This is a genomic window from Corynebacterium canis (assembly GCF_030408595.1).
Classification (GTDB): domain Bacteria; phylum Actinomycetota; class Actinomycetes; order Mycobacteriales; family Mycobacteriaceae; genus Corynebacterium; species Corynebacterium canis.
Genome location: NZ_CP047080.1, coordinates 2,832,346 through 2,856,942, shown reverse-complemented (window position 1 = coordinate 2,856,942; position 24,597 = coordinate 2,832,346). Strand labels below are relative to the sequence as shown.

20 protein-coding genes and 1 tRNA gene are annotated in these 24,597 nt (G+C 59.2%); 10 read left to right on the top strand and 11 right to left on the bottom strand.

Going from position 1 to position 24,597, the window contains the following annotated elements; translation table 11 throughout:
• The first annotated feature begins 263 nt into the window (after positions 1-263).
• The gene (locus CCANI_RS12690) at positions 264-1,874 is read left to right on the top strand and encodes a VaFE repeat-containing surface-anchored protein (protein WP_146324058.1); all 1,611 of its coding nucleotides are present in this window, start codon (positions 264-266) and stop codon (positions 1,872-1,874) included.
• A gap of 57 nt (positions 1,875-1,931) precedes the next feature.
• Here the strand turns inward: CCANI_RS12690 and CCANI_RS12685 are convergent.
• The 3 genes from CCANI_RS12685 to CCANI_RS12675 form a co-directional block, all read right to left on the bottom strand.
• Positions 1,932-2,005: transfer RNA gene (locus CCANI_RS12685), tRNA-Gly, on the bottom strand.
• A 41-nt stretch (positions 2,006-2,046) separates the two neighbouring features.
• Entirely contained in the window at positions 2,047-4,050 is a 2,004-nt protein-coding gene (locus tag CCANI_RS12680) for a YhgE/Pip domain-containing protein (protein ID WP_146324057.1), read from the bottom strand.
• The gene (locus tag CCANI_RS12675) at positions 4,047-4,733 is read right to left on the bottom strand and encodes an ATP-binding cassette domain-containing protein (protein WP_146324056.1); all 687 of its coding nucleotides are present in this window, start codon (positions 4,731-4,733) and stop codon (positions 4,047-4,049) included. Before CCANI_RS12675 ends, CCANI_RS12680 begins: the two co-directional genes overlap by 4 nt.
• Before the next feature lie 211 nt (positions 4,734-4,944).
• Between CCANI_RS12675 and dcd the strand changes: the two genes are divergently transcribed.
• From dcd to CCANI_RS12650, 5 genes are read left to right on the top strand one after another with little or no spacing between them, the layout of a single operon-like run.
• Positions 4,945-5,508, top strand: coding sequence for a dCTP deaminase (gene dcd, locus CCANI_RS12670; RefSeq protein WP_146324055.1), 564 nt, complete (start codon positions 4,945-4,947; stop codon positions 5,506-5,508).
• A gap of 6 nt (positions 5,509-5,514) precedes the next feature.
• Positions 5,515-6,312: an ABC transporter ATP-binding protein gene (locus tag CCANI_RS12665; protein WP_146324054.1), complete on the top strand. Its 798-nt coding sequence runs from the start codon at positions 5,515-5,517 to the stop codon at positions 6,310-6,312.
• The gene (locus tag CCANI_RS12660) at positions 6,309-6,956 is read left to right on the top strand and encodes an ABC transporter permease (protein ID WP_146324053.1); all 648 of its coding nucleotides are present in this window, start codon (positions 6,309-6,311) and stop codon (positions 6,954-6,956) included. The genes CCANI_RS12665 and CCANI_RS12660 overlap by 4 nt, the downstream gene beginning before the upstream one ends.
• Positions 6,949-7,539, top strand: coding sequence for an ABC transporter permease (locus tag CCANI_RS12655; RefSeq protein ID WP_146324052.1), 591 nt, complete (start codon positions 6,949-6,951; stop codon positions 7,537-7,539). The genes CCANI_RS12660 and CCANI_RS12655 overlap by 8 nt, the downstream gene beginning before the upstream one ends.
• Positions 7,536-8,459, top strand: a complete 924-nt coding sequence (locus CCANI_RS12650) for an ABC transporter substrate-binding protein (RefSeq protein ID WP_146324051.1) — start codon at positions 7,536-7,538, stop codon at positions 8,457-8,459. Before CCANI_RS12655 ends, CCANI_RS12650 begins: the two co-directional genes overlap by 4 nt.
• A 43-nt stretch (positions 8,460-8,502) precedes the next feature.
• On the opposite strand, the gene CCANI_RS12645 is transcribed toward CCANI_RS12650, so the two are convergent.
• The gene (locus CCANI_RS12645; protein WP_186750190.1) at positions 8,503-8,811 is read right to left on the bottom strand and encodes a transposase; all 309 of its coding nucleotides are present in this window, start codon (positions 8,809-8,811) and stop codon (positions 8,503-8,505) included.
• A gap of 93 nt (positions 8,812-8,904) precedes the next feature.
• Between CCANI_RS12645 and CCANI_RS12640 the strand changes: the two genes are divergently transcribed.
• The gene (locus tag CCANI_RS12640; RefSeq protein WP_186750188.1) at positions 8,905-9,513 is read left to right on the top strand and encodes a metallophosphoesterase; all 609 of its coding nucleotides are present in this window, start codon (positions 8,905-8,907) and stop codon (positions 9,511-9,513) included.
• On the opposite strand, the gene CCANI_RS12635 is transcribed toward CCANI_RS12640, so the two are convergent.
• The 3 genes from CCANI_RS12635 to CCANI_RS12625 form a co-directional block, all read right to left on the bottom strand.
• Positions 9,479-10,765: a YibE/F family protein gene (locus tag CCANI_RS12635; RefSeq protein WP_146324048.1), complete on the bottom strand. Its 1,287-nt coding sequence runs from the start codon at positions 10,763-10,765 to the stop codon at positions 9,479-9,481. The two genes, CCANI_RS12640 and CCANI_RS12635, sit on opposite strands and share 35 nt — an antisense overlap.
• A gap of 3 nt (positions 10,766-10,768) precedes the next feature.
• Positions 10,769-12,013, bottom strand: a complete 1,245-nt coding sequence (locus CCANI_RS12630) for a pyridoxal phosphate-dependent aminotransferase (protein WP_146324047.1) — start codon at positions 12,011-12,013, stop codon at positions 10,769-10,771.
• Positions 12,014-12,077: 64 nt separating this feature from the next.
• Positions 12,078-12,635: a DUF1707 SHOCT-like domain-containing protein gene (locus CCANI_RS12625; protein ID WP_146324046.1), complete on the bottom strand. Its 558-nt coding sequence runs from the start codon at positions 12,633-12,635 to the stop codon at positions 12,078-12,080.
• 67 nt (positions 12,636-12,702) lie between these two features.
• Between CCANI_RS12625 and CCANI_RS12620 the strand changes: the two genes are divergently transcribed.
• Both CCANI_RS12620 and CCANI_RS12615 read left to right on the top strand, forming a co-directional pair.
• Positions 12,703-13,323, top strand: coding sequence for a hypothetical protein (locus tag CCANI_RS12620; RefSeq protein ID WP_146324045.1), 621 nt, complete (start codon positions 12,703-12,705; stop codon positions 13,321-13,323).
• A complete protein-coding gene (locus CCANI_RS12615; protein ID WP_146324044.1) occupies positions 13,320-14,258 on the top strand; it encodes a permease in 939 nt (312 codons plus the stop codon). The genes CCANI_RS12620 and CCANI_RS12615 overlap by 4 nt, the downstream gene beginning before the upstream one ends.
• Positions 14,259-14,277: 19 nt before the next feature.
• On the opposite strand, the gene CCANI_RS12610 is transcribed toward CCANI_RS12615, so the two are convergent.
• The 3 genes from CCANI_RS12610 to CCANI_RS12600 all read right to left on the bottom strand — a co-directional run bounded on the left by CCANI_RS12610 (position 14,278) and on the right by CCANI_RS12600 (position 21,345).
• Entirely contained in the window at positions 14,278-15,855 is a 1,578-nt protein-coding gene (locus tag CCANI_RS12610) for an HNH endonuclease signature motif containing protein (protein ID WP_146324043.1), read from the bottom strand.
• Positions 15,856-16,309: 454 nt separating this feature from the next.
• Positions 16,310-19,612 carry a (Fe-S)-binding protein gene (locus tag CCANI_RS12605; protein WP_290211554.1) on the bottom strand — a complete coding sequence of 1,101 codons (3,303 nt, stop codon included), beginning with the start codon at positions 19,610-19,612 and terminating at the stop codon, positions 16,310-16,312.
• An 80-nt stretch (positions 19,613-19,692) separates the two neighbouring features.
• The gene (locus tag CCANI_RS12600) at positions 19,693-21,345 is read right to left on the bottom strand and encodes an alkaline phosphatase D family protein (RefSeq protein ID WP_246118190.1); all 1,653 of its coding nucleotides are present in this window, start codon (positions 21,343-21,345) and stop codon (positions 19,693-19,695) included.
• A gap of 1,032 nt (positions 21,346-22,377) precedes the next feature.
• Between CCANI_RS12600 and CCANI_RS12595 the strand changes: the two genes are divergently transcribed.
• Positions 22,378-23,226, top strand: coding sequence for a glycerophosphodiester phosphodiesterase family protein (locus CCANI_RS12595; RefSeq protein WP_146324041.1), 849 nt, complete (start codon positions 22,378-22,380; stop codon positions 23,224-23,226).
• Here CCANI_RS12595 and CCANI_RS12590 read toward each other — a convergent pair.
• Entirely contained in the window at positions 23,194-24,330 is a 1,137-nt protein-coding gene (locus CCANI_RS12590; protein ID WP_146324040.1) for an ABC transporter ATP-binding protein, read from the bottom strand. The two genes, CCANI_RS12595 and CCANI_RS12590, sit on opposite strands and share 33 nt — an antisense overlap.
• Between the last annotated feature and the right edge of the window lie 267 nt (positions 24,331-24,597).

Genomic DNA, 24,597 nt, shown 5'->3' with positions numbered 1-24,597 from the left:
CCGCGGAAATATAGCTACATACCTGTTTTTCGAGCTCGCGCGGGACCGTTCAGGAAAAATACTTTGCGATAGATCACTAACTGTTGCGCACGAGAGTATGGCTCGTGCTACCGTCGGCTGGTGAAACGGGTATGAGATCTGCTTCTAGCCTGCTCTTGGGTTAGTTGTGGGTTTCTTAGTATCACGCAATGCTCGTTTTCAAGATCAAGAACCTGCCAATTCGGCGCGGAATGTTGCATTACTGATAGGGAATGATGAGCTAAATGCTTTTACTGTTACAGAAAAATCGCTACGCATTAGCGCTCTTTTCTGTGTTTGCCTTAGCGCTCGGTGTTATAACCTTGACGCCAAGCGCGCAAGCTCAGGAATTGGGTGCCCAAGTGAAGGTCTCGGCGGGGGCTAGCGGTCTCGCCGTCTATCAAGGTTCCAAGACCCGTGGAACGCGGCTGTTTAAGATCGAGTCCGGCGGAACCACCCGGGAGGCATATTGCATCGAGTTCGGTGTGCCCGCCGTGTACACCGACAAAGCTAAGACCGTGAAGTGGGATGAATTCCCCGGTAACAATAAGTTCAAGACCGACGAAGACGCACGCCACAAGGTCAATTGGATCGCCGCCAATAGCTACCCGGCCGTTTCCATCGACGAGCTCCGCGCGAAGATCGGCGTGAGTGCGGAAGAACTCCCGGTAGAGGCAGCGATCGCCCAGACCCAAGGCGCGATCTGGAGCATTCTTTCCGCAGAGTTTGAATACAAAGGCGTGGAAACCAAAGACAGCAAGATTAAGGGCGCCGAGTACAAGCTTTACGAATACCTGACGGGCAGCTCCAATGTTGGTCGCGCCGAGACGTCGACGCTGGACCTTTCCGTGGATATCGATGATTCGCGCGCTCGTCGAGAAGCAAACGGCGTCATGGGCCCGCTGCGTGTGAAGACCAACGCTGCGGCGCTGAAGATCACCACCGACAATGGCACCATCGTGGACAAGGACGGCAAGGAGATCGACGCCTCGGAAATCCGCTCCGACATGGACTTCTACGTCAAGATCGACGAAAGCGCAGGCGAGGCAAAGATCACCGCCTCCGCTGAGGGCGACGCAATTTCCGGTGCGCTTGTGATTACCCCGAAAGACGATGGCTCCCATGGGCAGACCCTGATCGTGACCCACAACGACGTGGTGCGCAAGATCGAGGAATTCACCATCCGCTGGGAAGGCACCAACGTATCCATTAAGACGTTCGCGTCAGACCGCTGCGACTCCGACAAGGTGCTTGCGGCGAGCGGCGGAACGATTATCGACGTCGTGAAATACAGCGGCTTGATCGTGGGCAAGAAGTACGTGATCAAGGGCGAACTCATGGATAAGGAAACCGGCGAAAGCACCGGAATCAAGGCTGAAAAAGAGTTCACGCCTGACTCCCCCGACGGCAAGGTTGAGCTTAGCTTTGAGGTGCCCTCGGGCTACGCCGGAAAGACGCTCGTGGTCTTTGAACGCGCCTACGATGAAAACGGCAAGCTCATCGCAGAGCACGCCGACATCAACGATCGCGCACAAATGATCCGCATCGCCAGCGAAGGCGGAGATATCAGCGGCAGCTCCGGTGACTTCGGTTCGCTTGGCGGATTGGGCTTCGGCAGCAGCGGCGGTGGTGACTGCGGCGGCGGCAACTGCGGCGGTGATTGCGGCGGCGGAAACTGTGGGGGCGGCTGCGATGCTGGTAGCAGCGGATGTGGCGGTTGCGGAAGCGATTGCAAGGACGATAGCGGCGATTGCGGCGGCGGATGCAGCGAAAGCGGCACCGGCGGCTGCAGGGGCGTAGCCCGCGTCACGCTCGAGTCCCGCGATTTCCGGGTCCGTTTGGCCGAACGGCACTAACGGCACGATAAAACCCCTGCCAGATTGCAAAACGCCTGGCAGGGGTACCTTTTTAAGTGGAGCCGATGACGGGAATCGAACCCGCGTATTCAGCTTGGGAAGCTGATGTTCTGCCATTGAACTACATCGGCCGACCGCTCAATGATAACACCGCGTTGCCGTTCCTGCGAATTTACAGTTGAATCGCAGGATGTAGGCGTTTCATGGTCCACATTCGGTCCCGTCTGGCGGCCATTGCGGTGAGTGCTAGCGCGAGTCCGGTGATGATAAAGATCGCCACGATTGCCTGCACGAGCCGGTGGTCTACATTGCCGTACATGAGTTGCCGGAAGCCGTTTACCGAATATGTCATCGGATTGATCGGGTGCAGGAGCTGGAAGAACCGAGGTTCGGTTTCCACGGGGTAGAGCCCGCCCGAGGCGAGGATTTGCAGCATCAATAGCGCCATGGCCGTCACCTTGCCGGGCCCGGGGCCGAGCAGTACGTTGAGCATTTGGTTGACCGCCGCAAACATTATAGAAACCGCTATCGAGAACACCCAGAGCCCGATGGGGTAGCGCGGATCCAAACCGACTGCGAATACAGTGACGGATACAATGACCGTCGCCTGCAGGCTGCCGATAATGATGGCGGGCCACAATCCGTCCAGCGCGGCGCGTAGCGGTGCCACGCCTGAGGCCACCGCGCGGTTCTGCATTGGGCGTAGCAGCAGGAAGATAATGATGCCGCCGATAAACATGGCGAGCGAGAAAAAGAATGGTGCAAGGCCGCCGCCAAAGGTGTTCTGACCTGCTTCGTTGGTGGTTTTCAAGGCTACGGGGCCGCCGAGGACGCTGGCGGTGCCGCGGCGTTGGTCGTCGCTCCATTTGGGCGCGGCGTCGGCACCCTCGGTGAGTTTTGTGGCGAGCGTGCCGGAGCCTTCGTGCAGCTCAGTCAGCCCATCGCCAAGCTTTTCGACGCCCGCGACCAGCGGCGTGGTCCCCTCTGTGTGCAGGCGGTGCGCCCCCTTGTTGAGCGCTTGCATGCCGTCATTGAGTTGATTCACGCCGGTTTGCAGCTCGGACAGCTTGCCGGAACTCACCTGGTTAAGGCCGCTACGCACGGCTGAATTCGGGTCGTTGAGCTGGGAGTTTAGCGTATTTGTGGTGTTTTGGAGGTTGTGGAGTTGCGCGGTTGCGGGGGCGTTGGGGCCGAGCCCGCCGGTGTCTAGATTGGTGGCCAATTGGTCGAGTTGGGCGACGGCTTGTTGCACGTTTGGTTCCTGGATTCCACGCAGCTGATTGGCAAGGTTCCGAACGTTTGTACTGGATTGGCTTTGGAATGCCGTGACGTTCGCAAGCTCGGCATTGATCGCCGTTACGTTCGTATCAATATCGCGTGCGGTGGCGGCCAGTTCCGGCATTGCGGCATTGAGCTGTTGGGCGCCTTGTTCGAGGCGTTGCAATTGCGGCCCGGCCGCATTGACGCTATCGGCAAGTTGCTGCGTTCCGGCGGCGAGCTGGTCGGAGCCGGTGGCGAGCGTAAGCACCGATTCGTCGAGCTTGGTCGCCCCTTCGTGCAATTTGTCGCTTCCTTCGACGGCGGAGCCTATGCCATCGTGCAGCTTCGTCGCACCTTCGGAGGCTTGTTCGAGCCCGGTGCCGGCGGATTGGATGCCCACCAGCACCTTATCCACCGCCTCTTCGCCGATTTGCTGGGAGATGACCGGCAGCATCGTGCGCATCACGTTTTCGCCGATCATGGTGGAAAGATAGCCGTTGGTGTCGTTATAGGTGGTCTGGATTACGGCTTTGCGTGCGGTGCCGGTGGCGGGGGAGGCCACGGCGTCGGAAAAGTCGTCGGTGAGTTCGACTACAAAGTAGTAGCTGCCGTCGGCGACTCCATCGAGCGCGTCTTGTTTGCTCACATAGTCGAAATTGATTTGCTCAACGTCTTTGAGCCCTTCGACCACCTTTTCGCCGGCGTTCAGGGGTTTGCCGTCAACCACGGTGCCGCGGTCGGAGTTTACAAAGGCCACGGGAAGCTGGTTCACCTTGGCAAATGGGTTCCAAAATGCCCATAGGTAGAGCGCGGAATACAGCAAGGGCATGAGGATTATGGCGATAATCGCGATGCGGCCGAGCCGGGCACGCCCAAAACGACGGAGTTCGGTGCCTACGGTAAATCCGGAAATCACTGGTGCTCCTTGGGGTGGTGAATATACGCGTCGTCGGTAATGAGTTCGATGCTGGGGAAGTGGGGCAGGGGATTGACGGAGTTTACGGCGACTGGCATGGCGTCGGAAAGCTTCGCAAGCGTGTCCAGTAATAGTGCGCGGTCCTCGTCCTCGCGTACTTGTTCGAGATCGTCCATGACTAGCATTTCTATTTTGGAGCCGCGGGCGGGGTTTACCGCGAGTGCGATGCGGATAAGCAGGCGATCCAGCGCGGTGATTTCCCCGACGTAGGCGTGCAATGGCGGCAATTCGCGCACCCCAAAAATCGGCTGGCAGATCTCTTCGTAATACTGCTGGTCGGCGCGGCGGGCCCACATGAGCCACGGGGTGGACCAGGCGCGGTGCTCGGAAAATACGACGCTGAGCCGCACGTTCCGGTCAAGCTGGTCGATGCTGGCCACACCGGCGAGGGCAACTTTCGGCCGTATTTTTGAAGGCTTGGTTTCGCCTAGGACGGTCAGTTCGCCGGCGCTGGGTTTCATGCGGCCGGCGATGGTCAGGGCCAACGCGGTGCGCCCGGAGCCGCTCCGCCCGGCCAGTACGGTGAGCCCGGTGGTTGGGATTTCGAAGTGTAGGGGGCCGTATACGGGGCCCTCTTCGCCGCGGACGGTAATGCCGCGGGCGATTACTGCCGGAGAATCCATGGCTTTCCTCTTGGAATTCTGTAAGGAGTTTTCCCTAGTAATGCGAGGTTTTTGTAAGTCTCGCAGCGGGATGCTGCTTCTTTCCCTGCCACTTTAGCGTAAGTGGAGGGTAGACTTCCACTTATCGGCGGGGGGCAATATTTAATTTTTTGCCTGTGCTGCAGGTGTTGTGAAAGAGCAGCTATCGGGGGTGAGTAGTTATGATGAAGGCGTGCTTCTTTCAGACCGAGACATTCGCGCTGCCATCGATGCGGGCCACCTAGGCATCGATCCTTTCGACGCTGACCTCATTCAGCCCTCTAGTATCGATGTTCGAATGGACCGGTTTTTCCGAGTGTTCAATAACTCGCGGTACACGCACATCGACCCGAAGCAACAACAAGACGACCTCACGAGCCTCGTGGAGGTGGTGGAGGGCGACGCCTTCGTGCTGCACCCCGGCGAGTTCGTGCTCGGCGCAACGCTGGAAACCTTTAAACTCCCAGCGCATTACGCCGGCCGCCTTGAAGGGAAGTCTTCCCTTGGCCGATTGGGGCTGCTTACGCACTCCACCGCGGGCTTTATCGACCCCGGCTTTGAAGGGCACATCACGCTAGAACTTTCCAATGTTGCGAACCTTCCCATTACCTTGTGGCCGGGGATGAAGGTGGGGCAGCTCGCAATATTTTCTATGTCCTCGCCCGCTGAAATCCCTTACGGTTCGGGAGCGCTCGGCTCGAAATACCAAGGCCAGCGGGGCCCTACGCCTTCGAAGGCGTACCTCAATTTCCGCTAGGAATCTATGATCACCTTTGACCAGGTAACCAAAACATTCGATGCATCAACCCCCGCGGTGGAAGGGTTTTCGTACAACTTCAAGCAGGGCCGCACGACCTGCCTGGTCGGATCCTCCGGCAGCGGTAAAACCACGCTGCTGCGGATGGTAAACCGCATGGTTGAACCGACCAGCGGTACCATCACCGTTCGGGGGGAAGACATTGCCAAGGTTGACCCGGTAAAGCTGCGACGCTCTATCGGATATGTCATGCAAAACGCCGGGCTCTTGCCGCACCGCACCGTGGCGCAAAACATTGCCACGGTAGCCCGCTTAAACAAATTGCCGGATTATATGTCGCGCGTGCCGCGGCTCATGGAGATGCTGGACCTCGCCCCGGAGCTGGCCAACCGGTATCCCGGCGAGCTTTCCGGCGGGCAGGCGCAGCGGGTCGGGGTGGCGCGGGCGCTGGCCGCCGACCCAGACATTTTGCTGATGGACGAGCCGTTCGGCGCGGTAGACCCCGTGGTCCGCCGCGAGCTGCAGACCATGGTAATGGGCCTGCAAAGCCAGCTGAATAAGACGATTCTTCTGGTCACCCACGATATCGATGAAGCTTTCCGCGTCGGCGATGAGATCGTGTTGCTATCCACCAGCGCGCACATCGAACAGGCGGGCGTGGCCGCGGATTTTGTTACCAGCCCCGCAAACGATTTCGTTTCCAGTTTCGTCGGCGTGGAGGATCGGGCCGTGCACATCGAGGAACGCGGCGGCCGCACCGTAGTTGTTGACCGCAATGGCCGTGTGAGCGGGGTGGTTACATGACCTGGGTTACCTCGAATAGCGAGTATTTGCGAACCCTCACATGGGCCCATGTTCACCTTTCCTGGCCGCCGATTTTGATGTCGTTTTTGCTTGCGGTTCCGCTCGGCTGGTGGGCCCACCGAAGCAAACGTGTGCGCGAAGTGCTGGTGGTTGGCACGGGGCTCATGTATGCGATCCCCTCGCTGGCCCTGTTTGTGGTGCTCCCGCAATTCCTAGGCACGTCCATACTGTCGCCGTGGAACGTTATTGTGGCCATGGCCATTTACGGCCTCGCCCTGCAGGTGCGTTCCACCGCCGACGCCTTTGACGCCATTGATTCGGACGTTTCCGATGCCGCGACCGCCATGGGCTATTCCACCTGGCGGAAGCTGTTTGCCGTGGAGATTCCGCTGGCCCTTCCCGTGATGATTTCTGGGCTGCGCGTGGTGAGCGCCTCCACGATTAGCCTGGTGTCCGTCGGCGCGCTGATCGGCGTGAATTCCCTCGGCACCCTGTTTACCGATGGCTTTAATCGCTACTTTCCAACCGAAATTTTGGTCGGCATCCTCGGCACCCTGGCGTTAGCTATTATTTTCGATCTAGCGTTGGTGCTTATCCAGCGCGTGTCCACGCCGTGGGCTCGAGGGGTGAAGCGCCGTGCCTGAACTCCTCCTCCGCACCGTCGAACACCTTGCCTATTCCGGGGTGGCCGTGTTGATCGCCGTCGTCGTCGGCATCCCCCTCGGCCTCGTCATCGCCCGCACCTCGCTTGCCGACGCCGTGCTCGCCAGCGCCGGCGCATTGCGCGCGTTGCCTTCGCTCGCCGTGTTGACCCTACTTACCCTCTATTTTGGTATCCGCACCCCGCTGCTGCCCACCACGATTGTGCTGTTGCTCTTGGCAATCCCACCGTTATTGGCGGCCACCGTCGCCGGCGTTCGTAATATTCCGCCGGATGTGACGGATGCCGCCCAGGCCATGGGCTTTACGGAGGGCCAATTGTTATTGCAGGTCTCCGCCCCGTTGGCGTTGCCCACCATTATCGGCGGCTTGCGTTCCTGCGTGCTGCAGGTGCTGTCTACCGCGACCATCGCGGCGTTTATCGGCCTGGGTGGTTTAGGCCGTTATGTTATCGACGGCTTGGCTGTGTACGACTATTTCGAGGTCCTCACCGGAGCGCTGACTGTAACGGCACTGGCCCTTGTTGCGGATACTTTATTAGCGATACTGCAACGGAGACTCCGATGAAAAAGACCATTTTTTGTGCGCTCGCAGCGTTGTTCCTCGCTGCGTGTGTGCATGATCCGCTGAATACACCGACTAGTTCCGATTCCACGAATACCACCGTCCAAAACGGCAAACACATCACTATAGGCACCGCTAATTTCCCCGAATCCGAAATCATAGGCCAGATTTGGGCGGTCGCCCTAGAACAAGAAGGCTTTGATGTTGAAGTCCGCTCCGGCATCGGCTCGCGCGAGGCTTATTTGCGCGCCTTGCAGGAGGGCACCATCGATCTAGTGCCGGAGTATTCCGGCAACCTTGCCCAGTACTACATCAAAGAATCCGGCCAGCCGGAGCTGCCGCTGGGGGCGTCCAATAAGGAAGTGTTGGATGCGCTTAATCGGGTGCTTCCGGCGGGGCTGTCCACCGGCAAGATAGCGCCGGGTGAGTCGAAGGATGCGTTCCGCGTGACCCGCGAGTTCGCCGAGCAGCATCACCTTGTCACCTTGGAGGACCTCAAGGATATGGAGGGTTTGCGGCTTGCGGGCAACCCCGAATTAAAGGACCGCCCGTATGGTCCGAAGGGGCTGGAAGAGGTGTACAACATTCCTGCGGTGGAGCTCGTGCCCATTTCTGACGGTGGCGGCCCACTCACCATTGCCGCGCTTAACGACGGCGCGGCGGAACTCGCCGATATCTACACCACGTCCCCGACATTCGACGCCGACCTTGTCACCCTTGAAGACAATAAGAACCTAGTCTTGCCACAGCATATCCTGCCCCTGATGCGCGGTAAAGCCATCAATAGCGAGGCCCGTGACATCTTGAATTCCGTCACGGAGCGGTTGACCACCGAGGCCTTGAAGGAGATGAACGCCCGCAATGTTGGCGATGAAAAGAAGGAACCCCGAGCCCTAGCCACCGAGTTCGTGCAGCAGAACTAATTCACGCCCCGCATATATTGCGGGGCGTTTCACTGTTTGGCAGCTAAGCGTCTCGGCTTTGGCGCTCTTTGAAGAACGCGGCAAGGGAATCGACGAATTCGCGGTCTTTGCGTAACTCTTCGACCTCGGCGCGGAGCTTTTCCACCTCTTCGCGGAGGCCGATCAGCTCGGCTTGTTCCTTCTGCACACTGGCGAGCCGTTCGCGTTCCTGCACGGCGGTCACCCAGGTGCGGAGCGTATCCGAACTGATGCCGAACTCGCGTGCGATTTCGGGCATGCCGCGCTTGGCTTTCAAAACTTCCTTAACTGCTTTTTGTTGGAATTCGGGGGAGTATTGGCGGCCCATAGGCATGGCAATCATCCTTTCAAATCGCTGTTAGCAATGAGGTGTTTTACAGTTAGTGTAATGGGAAAAACTCAAGCAAAACGAAGGAATTGGACAAAGATGTCTGGCTTTGCTACGAAAGATTTCTGGATCACCTCTGACCTGCACCTAGGCCACCCGCTGATCTCCGGCAAGCGGGGTTTTAGCACTACGGATGCACACGACTCCACCATTTTGGGGGCCCTTTACGAGCTTCCGCGCGGCGCCACCTTTATCTGCCTGGGTGATATTTCGGTTGGCAAGGACAAGTACGCCCTCGATATGCTGCTCACGCTCAAGTACGCCCTCGATCTCACCATGGTTCTTACCCCGGGTAACCACGATAAATGCCACCCGAAGTTCGGCGTGAAGTCCATGTTTAAATGGACGCCCCGGTACCAGCAGGTATTTGACTTGGTGGTCCCGGAATTTGTATTAGAGCGCCAAGGCCGGTCCTTGCTGTTTACCCATCTGCCGCGTCTGGAGGATGCGCATCGTTCCGAGCGACTTACCCGCTGGATCGCCCGCGATGGTTTCGATTGCATCATTCACGGGCACACGCATTCCGATGTGCCCATCGACGGCAAACACGTAAACCTCTGCCTCGAGGCCACGAACCTGAGGCCGATCCATTCCGAAGAGCTGTGGGATAGGGTCAATCAAGCTCTTCAGGCTGCGGATTCACGGTAAACGCCGCGATCAGCGTGGTAATCGGCACCGCCATGGTCAGCGCTAGCGCACCGATTGCGGAGCGCAGCAATTCGGTGGCCATCACGTCGCTGGCCAATACTTGCATGATGGGCCGGTTTGCCACGCTTAGCAGCAATAACAACGGCAGGGCGGCACCGGTGTAGGAGAGCACCAGCGTGTACATCATGGATGCGATATGGTCCCGGCCCACCTTCATCGCACCGGCGAACAAGCGCCACGGGGAGGCGTCGGGTTCGATCTCCGCGAGCTCGTTGATGGTGGAGGCCTGGGCGATGGTGACATCGTTGAGCACGCCCAGCGCACCGACGATAAAGCCGCAGAGCATCAGGCCCGTGACCGTTACGTCGGGCAGATAAAGCTGGATCAGCAGGTTGTCTTCGTCGCCAAGGCCGCGCAGTTGATTGCTCGCAATGGCAAAATGCGCCAACCCAGCAGCCAACCCCAGCGACAGCAATGTGCCGGCCAGCGCGGACGAGGTTTTCCAGCTGATGCCGTGGACTATATAGAGCACCGGGAAGAGCACGGCCGAACCGCACACCACGGCCAGCAATAATGGCGGACCACCGTGCAACAAGGCGGGCAGCAGGAAAAGGGCCACCGCGGCGAAGGTGAGCCCTAGGCCCAGCAAGGAACGAATCCCCGGACCTAAACCGATCAACACGATGCACAGCGCCGTCAACCCCAGCCAAATCGCCAGGGACCAATTGCGTTGGAAATCCGTAAACGTATAGGCGTGGCTACCATCCGCGGCGGTGGTTTCGCTCATGCGGATCGTTTCGCCCTCGTAAAGATCCGGGTCGCCGGGCTTTTCGCTGACCATCAGCAAGGTGCGTTTGCCCTTGTTATCGCCCTCCAGGATCTCCACGATGGCGTGCTGGCATTCCTCGTCGCGCTGCTCAAGCGAGGTCACCGGCGAGGTATCAAAGACCCGGCCCACCGATGGGGAATTGCAGTCCCCGGTGTCGCGGATAATGATCCGCCCGTCCACCTGGGTCTGCGGCAACGGTGAAGTTTGATTGAATTCGGGGGCGACACGTGGTGGGTCGCTGGAGGGCCACAGCAACACGAGCCCGATGGACGTCGCTAAGAAGCTGCCTACGAGGAGGAACGTGAGCAGCCATTGCCACACGGTAAAACTTCCGCGTTGTGGCGCTGGTGGCTCGTCCTCATACTCGTACTCGTATGAGGGAGGCGGGAACGTTGGTCGTGGTTGCGATGAGTGTCGGCCCATAATTCACTGTTTGTAGCTTGCTAGGAAATTACCTAGACGCTCGATCGCGCGCGCTAGGTCGCGGGTATGTGGCAGCGTGACCACGCGGAAATGATCGGGGGTCGGCCAGTTAAAGCCGGTGCCTTGCACCATCAGGATTTTCTCCTGGCGGAGCAGATCGAGCATCATCTTCGCGTCGTCGTGGATGTCGTGCACATTCGGGTCCATTTTGGGGAATGCATACAACGCGCCCATGGGTTTCGTGCAGCTAATGCCTGGGATCTCGTTGAGCTTCTCCCAAGCGACGTTGCGCTGTTCCAATAGGCGGCCGCCATTCTTGGTTAAGTCGAAAATGGATTGTTTCCCACCTAATGCTACTTGGATTGCGTGCTGCGCAGGCACATTGGGACACAACCGCGTGCCCGCAAGCAATTCCAACCCCTCCAAAAAGCCAAGCGCGTGGTGCTTCGGGCCGGTAATAACCATCCAGCCGGCGCGGTAGCCGGCGACGCGATACGCCTTGGACAGGCCGTTATACGTAATACACAGCAAATCCGGGCAGAGCGTGGCAATGGAAATATGGTGCGCATCGTCGTACAGAATGCGGTCATAGATCTCATCGGCGAGGATCAGCAATTCGTGCTCACGTGCGATATCAACGATGGCCTTCAGGGTTTCCTTAGAGTACACCGCGCCCGTCGGATTGTTCGGGTTGATCACCACGATGGCCTTGGTCTTTTCCGTGACCTTCGACCGGATATCCTCAAGGTCCGGAGCCCAATCGTTTTCCTCATCGCACATGTAATGCACGGGTTTGCCGCCCGCAAGCGACGTCGCGGCGGTCCACAACGGGTAATCCGGGGCGGGGATCAGCACCTCGTCCCCGTCGTTCAATAACGCCTGCGTGGTCATGGAAATAAGTTCGGACACACCGTTGCCCAAAAACACATCGTCCACATCAAAAGGCGGGAACCCGGGGATCACCTCATAGCGCGTCACAATCGCGCGCCGCGCCGGAATAATGCCCTTTGAGCTGGAATAACCCTGGCTGGTCGGCAGGGCGGCGATCATGTCGCGCATGATCACGTCCGGGGCGTCGAAACCAAAAACGGCGGGGTTGCCGGTATTCAGCTTCAGGATCCGATGCCCATCTAGTTCGAGGCGTTCAGCCTCCGCTGCGACCGGCCCTCGGATTTCATAAAGGACATCCTTCATTTTCTCGGACTGGTCGAAGACGCGGGGATTACGGCGAGGCGGCAGATTAGTCATTCCACTATCGTGCCACTTCCACCCCGCAAAGGGCGATTATTCGGCAAGGATTTTTTAAGCGACGCTACTTCCGCTTCAGAAAACCTTGTGCAAGGTCGAGCGCCTGGTTAGCCAATTCGTGCTGCCGAGCTCGGCTTTCCTGCCGCATTTCCAGCTCCCGCATCTTCGCACGCGTTTGCAATTCGCGCAGCCGCTGGCGCTCCAATTGTCGCGGATTGGGCAGGTACCATTCCTTCGGCCCCACCTTCATCACGTACAGCAGCAAATACACCGTGGGAATCAAAAACAGGAGCACGCCCGAAAGCTCCCACATTGGCTGCAGCGCGGCTGCCGCGGCCGCCGACCCAACGGCGGTAAGCCCCAAGATCGCGGCCTTGGGTTTTGCGTTCCGCCGCCGCAGCTCGTCGATCTCCGAGACGGTGTAGGACCCGCTGCGGTCGGGCACGGCAGGCAGGTCCTGAAAAACCACCCGCAATTCCCCGATTGTCAGCGCGTGCACGATCTGGTCGCAGCGCTCCTCGTATTCGGGCAGGGTGATACGCCCGGCTGCGAAATGCGCGCCGAGCTGGGTCATGGCATTATTGCGTTCCGCATCGCTGATTCGGACGTGTTCGTTGGTCATAACCCCAAGAATAGTGAAGCGGCCGGTGAAATGTTAGACCTGTTACTTATGGAGCAAAGGAACCACGATGCATAACGCCACCCCCAGCGACGTGGGCCGCGGCACATTGATCTTCGCGGTGGGCCTCGTCCTGGTGTTGTTGTGCTGGTCCGGGCTGGTATACCGCTATGTGCAGCCGGGATTCGTGCTGGTTGTCCTGCTGGCGGGCCTCGCCTTGGTGACCCTTGGCGGAGCCGTGCTGTGGCGGGCGGTGCAGGATATTGGCATGGGCCACGGTTCGAGGGCCGCCGTGCTGTTATTGGTGCCGGTGGTATTGCTGGCGGTTGCGGCGCCGGGGCCGTTGTTGCCTGCCGCCCGCCGCGTCACGGTCGTGGGTTCCAGCGCCGCTGAGCTGCCGAAACTCCACGATGGCATCAATGATATGACCGTTGTGGATTTCCCCCACTACCAAGACATCGATGGCAAACGTGTTCGTATGATAGGACAGGTGACCGAAGTTGACGGAGGCTGGCTGCTCACTCGCTACCGAGTGTTGTGCTGCGCCGCCGACGCGACTTTGCACGGCGTGCGGATGCGCGGCGCGAAGCCTTCCGCGGATTGGGTGGTGGTCACGGGCGTGGTAAAGCAAGGTGCGGTGAACGTGGAAAACGCCGCACCCATAGCCGCCCCCGAAAGGCCCTACCTATGACCTCGCGTATCGACGTCCCGACTGCCGCATGGGCCCTACCATTGTTCACCGCCGTCGCGCTGACCGGCGCTTTTGTGGTGATCGTGGCCGAAGGCAGGCCGGTGACATTGCCCGGAACCCTGGATACCTGGGCCACCGTATTCCTGGCAATCATGGTGCAGGCCATTCCGTTCCTTGTGCTTGGCACCATGCTCTCGGGGGCGATTTCCGCCTGGGTGCCGGCGTCCGTGTTCCGCAAACTCCCCGCAAACATGCCGGTAGCGGCCCTTTCCGGCATGGTGCTTCCGGCTTGCGAATGCGCCTCCGTGCCCGTCGCCCACTCCCTGATGCGCCGCGGCGTATCCCAAGCGCAGGCGTTGGTGTTCTTGGTGGCCTCGCCCGCCGTAAACCCGGTGGTTATTGTGGCTACGGCGGTTGCGTTTCCGGATAATCCGCGCATGGTGTGGGCCCGCTTTGTGGCGAGCCTGGCTGCCGCGATGTTTATTGGGTGGATCTGGAAACGTATCGGACATGCGATCGAAATGCCGGACACGCATTCGCATCACCACGGGTTTATCGACGTCGCCGCGCGCGACTTCCTGCAAGCCGCAGGCTTTCTGGTTCCCGGCGCAATGGCCGCCGCCGCATTCAAGCTGTGGGTGCCCAATAGCTTCGGTTCGAATGTGGTGGTTGCGGTGCTTTTTCTGGTTGCGGCCGCCATTATTTTGAGCCTGTGCTCGGAGGCGGACGCGTTTGTGGCCGCCAGTTTCACCACCGCCCCTGCCGTGGCCCAATTGGCGTTTATGGTGGTAGGCCCGATGATCGACGTAAAGCTGATCATGCTGCACGCAGGCACCTTCGGACCCCGCTTCGCGCTCCGGTTCCTCCCGCTTGTCCTCGCTTGCGCGGTGATCGCGTCCGTTGCGATAGGCCTGGCGTTCTTCGGCCTGGGTTAGGCCGTTTCCGCTCGCCGAGCTACCACCTTGAACGCGTGCGTTTCGTGGTGGTTCGCCGGTTGCGTTTGGCTTGGCGGGCGCGTTTCTGCAGTTTCGCCAGTTGGCAGGGTGGTTTCGCCCACCGCGGCACAGGCGGCACATAGTCTGTGGGTGGTTCTTGGGGCCATTGATCGTCCGGTGGGGGTTCGGGGTGTGGTGCTTCGGGCAGGGGCGGCAGTTCGGTGGGGATATTGGCAACCAGCCGGTGGCGGGCGAGGTAGCGGGCGCGTTGCCGGTTGCGGTAGTTGATCAAGGTGGTGCCCCACCGGCCGAAATCCTCCCGCATCGGCGGCTGCTGATACTCCTCCTCGGTTTTCGTCGGCTGGCCATGGCGGGTGGTAATCCCTGCGGGGCAGCCCACCACATGCCCGGCAAGCACCCCCTGCGGAATCGTGGTAATCGTCGCACCCGTGGCAAACCGCCACGTGACATTGCCATAAGCATCGGTGGAAGCGGTGGCGTGCCGGTCGGTTTTGAAATTATGGTGATGCCGACACAAACACTGCAGATTCGACGCGGTGGTCCACCCACCGACCTCATGGTTGATCACATGATCAATCTCACAAAAGGTAGCGTCCATGGTGCAGTCCGGGAACCGGCAGGTGCCATCCCGGCCCATGATCAACAAGCGTTGCTCCTCGGTGGGATCATGCGCAGCCCGCAACACCTTAGCCACATCGCCAATATTGGTGTAGGCAAGATCCCGTCCACTAATCCGCTTGCGTTGCTCCCCGGTGAGCAGCCCTACCCCATGCAGCCGCTCTGGGACCACCTTCGTGGCCTCGGTGAGGGTACCAAGGCCAAACAGGTGGACAGTACACCCAGCATCCCGCTGCTCCCCACTACCGCAAATACGATTCGTGATGATTTCATCTTCCCGCAGGTTTAATTTTTTCGCCCCCGCAGCCAGGCGTTGTTTAATCTCATGGGCTTCATCACTAGGTAAGGTCACATTGAGCACACTGACCCCAGCATGCGGGCTTTCCCACAATTCCACCCCACACATCGCCGTCATCCGGGCCGCCATCGCCTCCTCGGTTAACGCCTCCTCCGGCGGGGTTTCCTCCACAATATGTAACCGGATCAGGGTATCGCGCAGCACCTGCCGGATCCGCCGCGTACTCGGCAGCGGTTGATTCGCCCTGGTTGGGGTAAACAACCCCACCAACACGGTATCAAGATCACGCCACACATAGCCCGGGGCATCCAAGGACACCGTCACCAAGGCGAACCAAATCGTCCGCAACCGCTCATAATTCAAATAATTATGCTCCAGCGCGTGCGCCTTCAACCCCGGCAGGCGCTCATGCAGCAGGAAACACCCACCCACAATGTTATACATCCGCGCCTCAGAATACGTGCCACTATGCACCGCGAATTCCTTCACCAACGCGCGGATATTCAACCGGTGCACATCCAACCCAAAGGTCGCCAACAACCAATTATGTAAAAACACCCGATTAGCCTCCAACTCGGCAGCACCAATGAAATTCTGCGGATCATCCACCACAAACCCCACCACCGACTCCACCTGCTGTGCCGACTGTTGCGTCGTCATTGCCGCGTCACCTCCCGAAACCCTTCCCGAACATGTATTACTGTATAGCCCTAATTCTACCCGGCACGCACACCCGCTACCAGGGCCGCAACCAGGCACAACACCTTGAACACAACCGGAACACCACCCCCGCCGAACCCCTTTTGACCAGGCAAAACAACACCCGAACCCGTGGTGGGCAACACAACACTTGCCCACACCCAGACCATGGTGTAACACACCCACCACACCCACCAGCACCCGCCACACGCCCCCACACCCACAAACAGCACACTAGGCACCAAAAACCATCAAACAACACACTCAAGCCCGCAACAGAAAACACTATGAGCTTGCCCACAAACCAGAATACACCAGCAGGGGTAAATGAAACCACCCCCACCAGCAGAAATCGGTGAAGCTACTGCAACGCTGTGATTCAGGTTGACGGCTTTGCGCAACTTATTGGGGCAGGTTAATCCTCCTTTTTACTTTGTGTCGGATCGTAGCTTTCTGGAGAATCCGGTGGCGCGGGAACTTTCGGCGGAGCGCTTGGCGCAGCAGGAACAGTTACTCCCGGCGGGGCCGGGATTGAAGGCGCAGCAGGAACTGAAACCCCAGGTGGGCCTGGAATTTTAGGAGCCGCCGGAACAGCGGACGGAGCCACCGGCACTGTTGCTTTCGGCGGTGCCGGAACTGACGGTGCAGCAGCAACCGAAGCCCCCGGCGGACTAGGAACACTCGGTGGGGCCGGAATCGAAGCACGCGGCGGAACGCTTGGCGCAGCAGGAACACTTACCCCCGGCACAGTCGGGACCGAAGGCGCTGCCGGAACCGAAGGCGGAGTCGGAACAGCCGGTGGTGTGGGAACCGAAGCGCTCGGCGGAGCGCTTGGCGCAGCAGGAACACTCACGCCCGGCGGGGTCGGAACCGATGGCGCTGCCGGAACTGAAACCCCAGGTGGGCCGGGAATTTTAGGAGCCGCCGGAACAGCCGGTGGTGCCGGAACCGAAGCACTTGGCGGAGTACTTGGCGCGGCAGGAACACTCACGCCCGGCGGGGTCGGAACCGATGGCGCTGCCGGAACTGAAACCCCAGGTGGGCCGGGAATTTTAGGAGCCGCCGGAACAGCCGGTGGTGCCGGAACCGAAGCACTTGGCGGAGTACTTGGCGCGGCAGGAACACTCACCCCAGGTGGGGCCGGAACCGAAGGTGCCGCTGGAACTGAAACCCCCGGCGGAGTCGGAACACCCAGCGGTGTGGGAACCGAAGCACTCGGCGGAGCGCTTGGCGCGGCTGGAACCGAAGGCGCAGCGGGGACCGAGGCCCCCGGTGGAGTTGGAACACCCGGTGGGGCCGGAACCGATGGCGCAGCTGGGACTGAAGCCCCTAGCGGAGCGCTCGGTGCAGCAGGAACACTCACGCCCGGCGGGGCCGGGACCGAAGGCGCTGCCGGAACTGAAACCCCAGGTGGCCCGGGAATTTTAGGAGCAGCCGGAACAGCGGACGGAACCCCCGGCGGTGCAGCAGGAACACTCACCCCAGGTGGGGTCGGAACACTCGGAACGTTTGGTGCCGCCATGCCGGGAGCAGCAGGAATCCCAGGCGCGGCAGGAACACCAACCGAAGGAACCCGCGGCGCCTCACCCGCAGTATCGCGACTGCCTGCCCCGGCACCCGCACCAGTGCCGATTCCGGGCATGGGGAGTGGCCGAGGTTTGCGCTTCGGGGTTTCTAGGAATTCGGGGGTGCGGGGCTCGGGCAGTTTGCCGTCGATAAGTATGGAATCCCGCAGGAGCTGGGCAACGTCTTGCACCTTCGCGGCACCGGATTGCGCTTTCACGCCGCCGACCAGCATGGATGTGCAGAAGGGGCAGGCGGTGGCGATGGTTTCGGCACCGGTGTCTAGGGCTTCGGCGGCGCGGGCGTCGGATATGCGGGTGCCTAGGTTTTCTTCCATGAACATGCGGGCGCCACCGGCTCCGCAGCAGAAGCCTTCGTTCTTGGCGCGTTTCATGTCGCGGAGTTCGGCCCCCGTGGCGTCGATAAGCGCGCGGGGTGGGTCGAAGACTTTGTTGTGCCGGCCGAGGAAGCAGGGGTCGTGGAAGGTAATAGGTTTGCGTGCCGACGCCGGGCGGGGCACCGGTGTGAGCCGACCTTCGCGCACCAGGCGGTTGAGCAGCTGCGTTTGGTGGAGGACATCGTAGTGCCCGCCGAAGTCCGGGTATTCGTTGCGCAGGGTGTTAAAGCAGTGGGCGCAGCCGGTGATGATTTTGCGTTGACCTGCGGGTACGCCCTCGAAGACATCATTGAGCGTTTCGACGTTCGCGGTGGCCAAGGTTTGGAACAAAAACTCATTGCCCGCGCGGCGGGCGGGGTCGCCCGTGCAGGTTTCGGCGGTGGACAGGACGGCGTATTTCACGCCTGCGGTCTCCAGCAATTCGACGACGGCGCGGGTGGTCTTCTTGGCGTCGTCGTCAAAGGCACCGGCGCAGCCCACCCAGAAGAGGTATTCGGTGTCTTCAAAGGAGCCATTGAACTCGGGGACATTGAGGCCGTCGCGGCGGGCTTCCTCGATCCAGGTTGCGCGTTCGGAATTGTTGCGGCCCCACGGGTTGCCCTTGGTTTCCAGGTTTTTGAACAGGCCGGTGAGTTCGCTGGGGAACTCGGATTCGGCGAGGACTTGGAAGCGGCGCAGGTTGGCCACGTGGTCGATGTGCTCGATATCCACGGGGCATTGCTCCACGCAGGCACCGCAGTTGGTGCAGCTCCAAAGCTCGTCCTCCAGGATGGTGTTGCCCACCAGCTGGAGGACATCCGTGCCTTCGAGGGCGGAATCGCGGATATCGGTGATGAGCTTCTTGGGGCTTAGGGGCTTATTGGTGTTCCATGCGGGGCAGAGCTCCTGGCAGCGGCCGCATTCGGTGCAGGTCGCGGCGTCGAGAAGCATCTTCCAGGAGGCGTCGGCGATGGTGCCCACGCCCTGCGTCTCCTCGAGGTCAATGGTGGGGATTTTGCCTAGGGCGGGTGCGCCATCGGGGTTGCGTTGGAAGAAAATATTGAAGAACGCCAGGAAGCGGTGCCACGCCACGCCCCAATGCAATTGCTGGCCGACCACAAAGAGCCACACCATGCCCGTGAGCAATTTGATAAGCGCAAACCCGCTGACCAGCTCGGGGCTGGCGGGGAGCAGGCGGGCGAGGTGGATGGTAAGGAAATCGGCGATCAAGCTGCCGTGGCCATAGGTGGCGATCTTGCCGGCTTTGACAAGGACCATGCCGACGCCTTCGAGAAGCACCACGCCTTCCACGAAATGCGCGGCGCGGGCGTTGGAGCCGTAGAAGCGGTCGATACGGTTATTGCTGCCGATGGCGATGCGAATGCCAATCAGCACGAGGATGCCCACCACGGTGGCGAGGCCGAGGACCTCATCAACAAAATGGTAGATGGTGAGTTCGTGGAAAAACGGCCAGCCGCCGGCGGGGTTAAAGGTTTGGATATACGCCTCGAACCACACGAAGGAGCCCAGCAGGAAACCCACCATGACAAACCAGTGCGCGATAGCAACAACGGGTTTTCGGATGAGTTCCGTGTGAAAGATGACTTCTTTGCACAGCGTTCGCAGACGGATTAGCGGATGCGCCACACGGCCGGGGGAGGGCTGTCCCGCGGCAATGAAACGATACAACCGAATCGCGCCTCGCAAGAAAAAGAACCACGCTGGCAGCGATAGTACGATTCCTGCGATCCCGAACACCGTGGTGGTGGTCAGCGGCATGAGGGTCACGGTCCTTAAAAGATGTAGTGAGTCAGTTGCTCTACAGCTTAAAAGGAAAGGCGGACAAACACGATATGAGTTTAGGCAGCTGGGAGGGGGTGATCATGAAGTTGCACGCCTTCGCTGTAATATGCGCGGGCGGCGTGTGACCAAAACACGGGGGAATCGGGGCGTTCCTTTTCCTCAACGTAGATCCAGTCGGTGTGTACGTAGTCGTGCGTTATCTCAACGACGCAATACCCATGGTTATCTAAATTTACCGATTTTATGTGGGGGTTGAGGTCCGTAATGGCTTGCTCAACCCCTGTAGACACGGAGTTTTTCTCCGGCAACCGCAAAATATCGTCTCCATTTTTTGCGGTTACCGAAGGCCCTGCAAACTCCACGCCTACAATTCCGGAACGCGGGTAATCAGCTGGCTCAATTGGCACGTCAGAAGCCCAAGAAGAGTGCAAATCACCTGCCAACCACACCACATTCCGGAAGTCTTTTTCTGCAAGAAGTCTGAATAGTCGCCGACGTTCGGAGGCGTAACCATCCCATTGATCCGGGTTGACCGGGATCCCCGCATCGGGGAGATCCAATAGCTCTGCAAACATGGCACCCGCATCACCTTCCAGGGGCGGGATATGTAGAGGCGTGATCAGGGTGGAGGTACCAACGAGGTTCCACCGGACGTTGGACGAAGTTAATTTGTGGCTGAGCCACTGGAATTGTTCCGAACCGAGAAGGGTGCGCGATTCATCATCGACGTCTTCAAGGTGGTTCCATTCCACCGGTTTGGATCGGTATGTGCGCAGATCCAACATCGAAAGCTCAGCGAGAGGCCCGAAAGAGAGATTTCGGTAAAGCTTTCCGCTTTGGGATTGCTCCGTGGTGCGCACAGGCAACCATTCAAGGTACGCCTGCAGCGCAGCATCCCGCCGCGTATAGAAATCGCCTTCATCGGGATCGTGGTTCACTGCGCCACCATCCCAAGCGTTATCTGCGATTTCATGGTCATCCCAAGTAACAATCCAAGGACACGCCGCATGGGCAGCCTGAAGATCAGGGTCCGTACGTTGAAGCCCGTATCGAGTCCGATAATCCGCAAGGGAAATCAACTCGTGGGGAGGTTGGTGTGGACGAATTACCTGATGTTTCCCAGCGTATTCGCCAGTTGGGTATTCATAAATGTAATCCCCAAGGCAAAGTGCATAGTCGATATCGACCCGCTCGGCCATATCGCGATATGCCGCATAGTATCCGGCTTCCCAATTGGCGCACGAAAAAAATGCAAACCGAAGATGAGAAACAGCCTGGTTGCTACCTGGCGCTGTCCTGGTCTTCCCTACAGGGGAGCGGTGCCCGCTATAGGGCCCGTCTACCACGGAAAAACGGTAGAAATACGAGGTATACGGTAGTAGTCCAGTGGCATCCACCTTTACTGTCATGTCTTGATCAGGAAGAGCAACCCCTTGACCGGTGGCCACAATATGGGAGAATTCTTCACTATCCGAAACCTCCCACTGAACGGTTGTTGGGGTTCCGAGCAGCGAGCCAGGCACATCTTCCGGGTGGGACGACACGCGAGTCCATAGCAGCACGCGGTCAGCCAGCGGGTCACCTGAGGCGACCCCGTGCTGGAAAACCGAATGCTCCTTCGCCGCAGCCGCCGGATGCGCTATTGCACCGGCGGCGGCAGCGAGAGCCGTCGAGGTTAGGAAAAACCTGCGACTAACTAAGCTGCTCATGGGCTTCAATGTAAAAGTGTTTTGTGAAATCAAGATGAACTCAGCATGAGAAAAAGAGGCCACAAGATAAATCTTGCATGGGGCTCTTATTGAACCTTTGTTTTCGTTGTTGACGTTTCTGCATGAAGTGTAACGCATAGAACGCGGTGGCGAGTAGCCGCGGGGGAGGGGCGGCGCGGCATTGGAACCGGTTGCCTAATTTAATGCCGTTATATTGTTTCGTGAGCGAGCTTTGGGTGGCGGAATAAGATATTGGAAAAGATGACCCGCGCGCGAATACAGGTTTACGTAAAGTTGCGGCTTCAGTGATGCGGCAGGCAGTGATTCGGTGTGTGAAATATTCCATCGTCCGCACGGATATATTGCGGGAATTTGGCGGCCTAGCGTCACGTGTTCTACGTCATCTGGCTGTGACGTCTTTAAAAACGGGTTGGGTGATAATTTCCGCCGGGAGCAGCGCCAACCCGAGCGTACGCGCCGCTTATTCTAGGGGTGTAACCGGCGAAAGCGCAGCATCTGAATGTTTTGGAAATGTTTGCGGCGCCGAATGCAAGAGCCGAAATCAGAAACTAGTTTAGACGCTATAGGTATTGAATGGAATGGTAGCGGAAGTGATAGTAGCCGGTGTGATTTTGCGATTTCTGGCGGCCGCTGCTGCGATCTATTGAAAAAGTGGTTGTGTGGCCACTTTTGTGAAACTCCCGCATCGCTGGTGCAATATCGATGCCTAAGTAACCGAGTATCGGTGCTTGCAATACATTCAATGGTGTGCGAAGTGTCTGGATGAATTGACGCCGATGGGTCGCGGGGGTGATTTTACGCGAGCGCGAAGCTAACTATCCCTTGGCTAACTTGGTAGCGCTTGCGCGGGCCGGGTAAAACGATTTTCTGATCTAAAATGATCAATTTGGCGCGCCCGCAGTTTTGCTGCTTTTCTGCCGCTCGATTGAGCGAATCGTTGGATTAACCCACTTTCATATTCCCAAGTCGGTTTTTCCGCAGGTTGACCAAATTTGGGGGTATAACTGGGGCATGGGATCCATAAACAGGGCGGAAAAGTACCCACTTCCGACGGGTTTTGACGTGCAAGCGCACCGCGGTGGGCGCGGCCACTGGACGGAGGAATCGGCGCTAGCCTTTGCAAACGCGCTGGAAATAGGGGTAAGCACCCTTGAGCTTGACGTGGTGTTGACCAAGGATGGCGTGCCCGCGGTGTGGCACGACCCGATCTTGCTGGCCGAAAAGTGTTCCTCCCGCGTCGGTGAAGTGGTGCACGAACTCACCTGGGCGGAGCTGCGCGAGGTGGAATGCGCGAAGCTGCTGCCGGACTTTCCGCACGCCGAGGTCGCCGCGGGCAATCGCATCCTGCACCTGGCGGAGGTCTTTGAGATCGCACAGGGATACGACGTGCATTTCAATATTGAAACCAAGATCGAGGCGGATAAACCGTGGCTCAGCGCCGAGCCGAAGGCATTTGTGGACGCGATACTGCGGGAAGTGTATGCGGCCAATGTGGCGGAGCGGGTGATGGTGCAATCCTTTGACTGGCGCACGTTTGCGCTGGTACGCGGCGTCGATAAGCGAATTCCGCTGGTTGCGCTGTGGGATGAAACCACGTGGTTTGAGGGAACGCCCTGGGGCCCGGGCGGGGATATTGTGCAGGCGGCGCTCGCGCACGACATCAGCGTACTGTCCCCCGACTTCCAGCTTGTCGACGCCGCGCTCATCGAACGTGCGCACGAACACGCGCTGTCCGTAGTGCCGTGGACGGTAAACGCCGAGGCCGATATGCAAGCGCTCATCGACCTCGGCGTGGATGGGTTGATTACCGACTACCCAAAGGTATTGCTAGCCCGGCAACCGTTCACCCGTGGAAGGTGAGAAATTGTGCTGGCCGCCCTCCTTAATGCGGACGTGGATCACGGAACCCGCAGGTGGGGCGGTGTGCGGCGCGGCACGCACGATGATCTGATCGGTGGACTCGCCGTCCGGGTTGGCGTCCGTACCGGAGCCGAGATCGCCGCCACCGACGAGGCGACCGTAAAGGTAGGAGTCTGAACCGAGTTCCTCCACCATGTCGATCTTGATGGGGATGGAATTTTCCTGCTCGGCGACAATCTCGAGTGCTTCGGGCCGGAAGCCGATGGTGATATTGCCTTGATCGGCGTCGACAAGCGCGTTGCGGGTGGCCAGGGAAAGTGGAATGCGGGCGCTGCCTAGGGTGGCAATGCCGTCCGCGCCCACCTTAAAGGTGCCAATGTTCATGGCGGGGGAGCCAATGAAACCGGCGACGAACTCGTTGGCTGGCTGATCGTACATCTCGCGCGGGGTGCCCACTTGCTGCAGCACGCCATCCTTTAATACGGCGATGCGATCGCCCATGGTCAGCGCCTCAGTCTGGTCGTGGGTAACGTACAGCGTGGTCACCCCGAGTGAACGCTGCAGGGCGGCGATTTGGGTGCGGGTTTGCACGCGGAGCTTCGCATCCAAGTTCGAGAGGGGCTCGTCCATCAGGAACACCTGCGGGCGGCGAACAATTGCGCGGCCCATGGCGACGCGCTGCCGCTGGCCGCCGGACAGGGCCTTCGGTTTGCGGTCCAGGTAGGGGGTGAGGTCGAGCGTCTTGGCGATCTTTTCAACGCGCTCGTTGATTTCCTGCTTGCTTACGCCGGCGATTTTTAGGGCGAAGCCCATGTTATCGCGCACCGTCATGTGCGGATACAGGGCGTAATTTTGGAACACCATTGCGATGTCGCGGTTCTTGGGTTCAACGTGAGAAACGTCGCGGTCCCCGATAAGAATACGCCCAGAAGTGACATCCTCTAGGCCTGCGAGCATGCGCAGGGTGGTGGACTTGCCGCAGCCGGAAGGGCCGACGAGCACAAGGAACTCGCCGTCTGCAATGTCCAGGTTGACGCGGTCTACGCTGGGGGTGCTGTTGCCAGGGTAGATGCAAGTGGCGTTTTCAAACGTCACGGTTGCCATGATTTCCTCCATCGGCGGTACGTGCCGAACGATCCGTGGTGAGAGGGCGGGGCGGTTGCCACGCTCAACGCTGGATATTACCACTCGGCCGTGTATCTGCATTATGTAACCGGGAGGGTTGGTTATTTCTTTCAACGAAGGATATATCGTGTGGGTGTGATCTGACACGATAAAGGGGTGATATTTCCTTACTGGTCACAACCTCTTGTAGGCTGAGAGCATACTCACCTCCTGTTCAGGAGGACCCCTTTATTGGAAGGACACTTT

Bases quoted from the DNA above. Each gene is read 5' to 3' on its own strand.
- CCANI_RS12690 (WP_146324058.1), top strand. From the start codon at position 264: ATGCTTTTACTGTTACAGAAAAATCGCTACGCATTAGCGCTCTTTTCT.
- CCANI_RS12675 (WP_146324056.1), bottom strand. From the start codon at position 4,733: ATGGATTCTCCGGCAGTAATCGCCCGCGGCATTACCGTCCGCGGCGAA.
- CCANI_RS12665 (WP_146324054.1), top strand. From the start codon at position 5,515: ATGATCACCTTTGACCAGGTAACCAAAACATTCGATGCATCAACCCCC.
- CCANI_RS12660 (WP_146324053.1), top strand. From the start codon at position 6,309: ATGACCTGGGTTACCTCGAATAGCGAGTATTTGCGAACCCTCACATGG.
- CCANI_RS12650 (WP_146324051.1), top strand. From the start codon at position 7,536: ATGAAAAAGACCATTTTTTGTGCGCTCGCAGCGTTGTTCCTCGCTGCG.
- CCANI_RS12645 (WP_186750190.1), bottom strand. From the start codon at position 8,811: ATGCCTATGGGCCGCCAATACTCCCCCGAATTCCAACAAAAAGCAGTT.
- CCANI_RS12640 (WP_186750188.1), top strand. From the start codon at position 8,905: ATGTCTGGCTTTGCTACGAAAGATTTCTGGATCACCTCTGACCTGCAC.
- CCANI_RS12635 (WP_146324048.1), bottom strand. From the start codon at position 10,765: ATGGGCCGACACTCATCGCAACCACGACCAACGTTCCCGCCTCCCTCA.
- CCANI_RS12630 (WP_146324047.1), bottom strand. From the start codon at position 12,013: ATGACTAATCTGCCGCCTCGCCGTAATCCCCGCGTCTTCGACCAGTCC.
- CCANI_RS12625 (WP_146324046.1), bottom strand. From the start codon at position 12,635: ATGACCAACGAACACGTCCGAATCAGCGATGCGGAACGCAATAATGCC.
- CCANI_RS12620 (WP_146324045.1), top strand. From the start codon at position 12,703: ATGCATAACGCCACCCCCAGCGACGTGGGCCGCGGCACATTGATCTTC.
- CCANI_RS12615 (WP_146324044.1), top strand. From the start codon at position 13,320: ATGACCTCGCGTATCGACGTCCCGACTGCCGCATGGGCCCTACCATTG.
- CCANI_RS12610 (WP_146324043.1), bottom strand. From the start codon at position 15,855: ATGACGACGCAACAGTCGGCACAGCAGGTGGAGTCGGTGGTGGGGTTT.
- CCANI_RS12605 (WP_290211554.1), bottom strand. From the start codon at position 19,612: ATGCCGCTGACCACCACCACGGTGTTCGGGATCGCAGGAATCGTACTA.
- CCANI_RS12600 (WP_246118190.1), bottom strand. From the start codon at position 21,345: ATGAGCAGCTTAGTTAGTCGCAGGTTTTTCCTAACCTCGACGGCTCTC.
- CCANI_RS12595 (WP_146324041.1), top strand. From the start codon at position 22,378: ATGGGATCCATAAACAGGGCGGAAAAGTACCCACTTCCGACGGGTTTT.
- CCANI_RS12590 (WP_146324040.1), bottom strand. From the start codon at position 24,330: ATGGCAACCGTGACGTTTGAAAACGCCACTTGCATCTACCCTGGCAAC.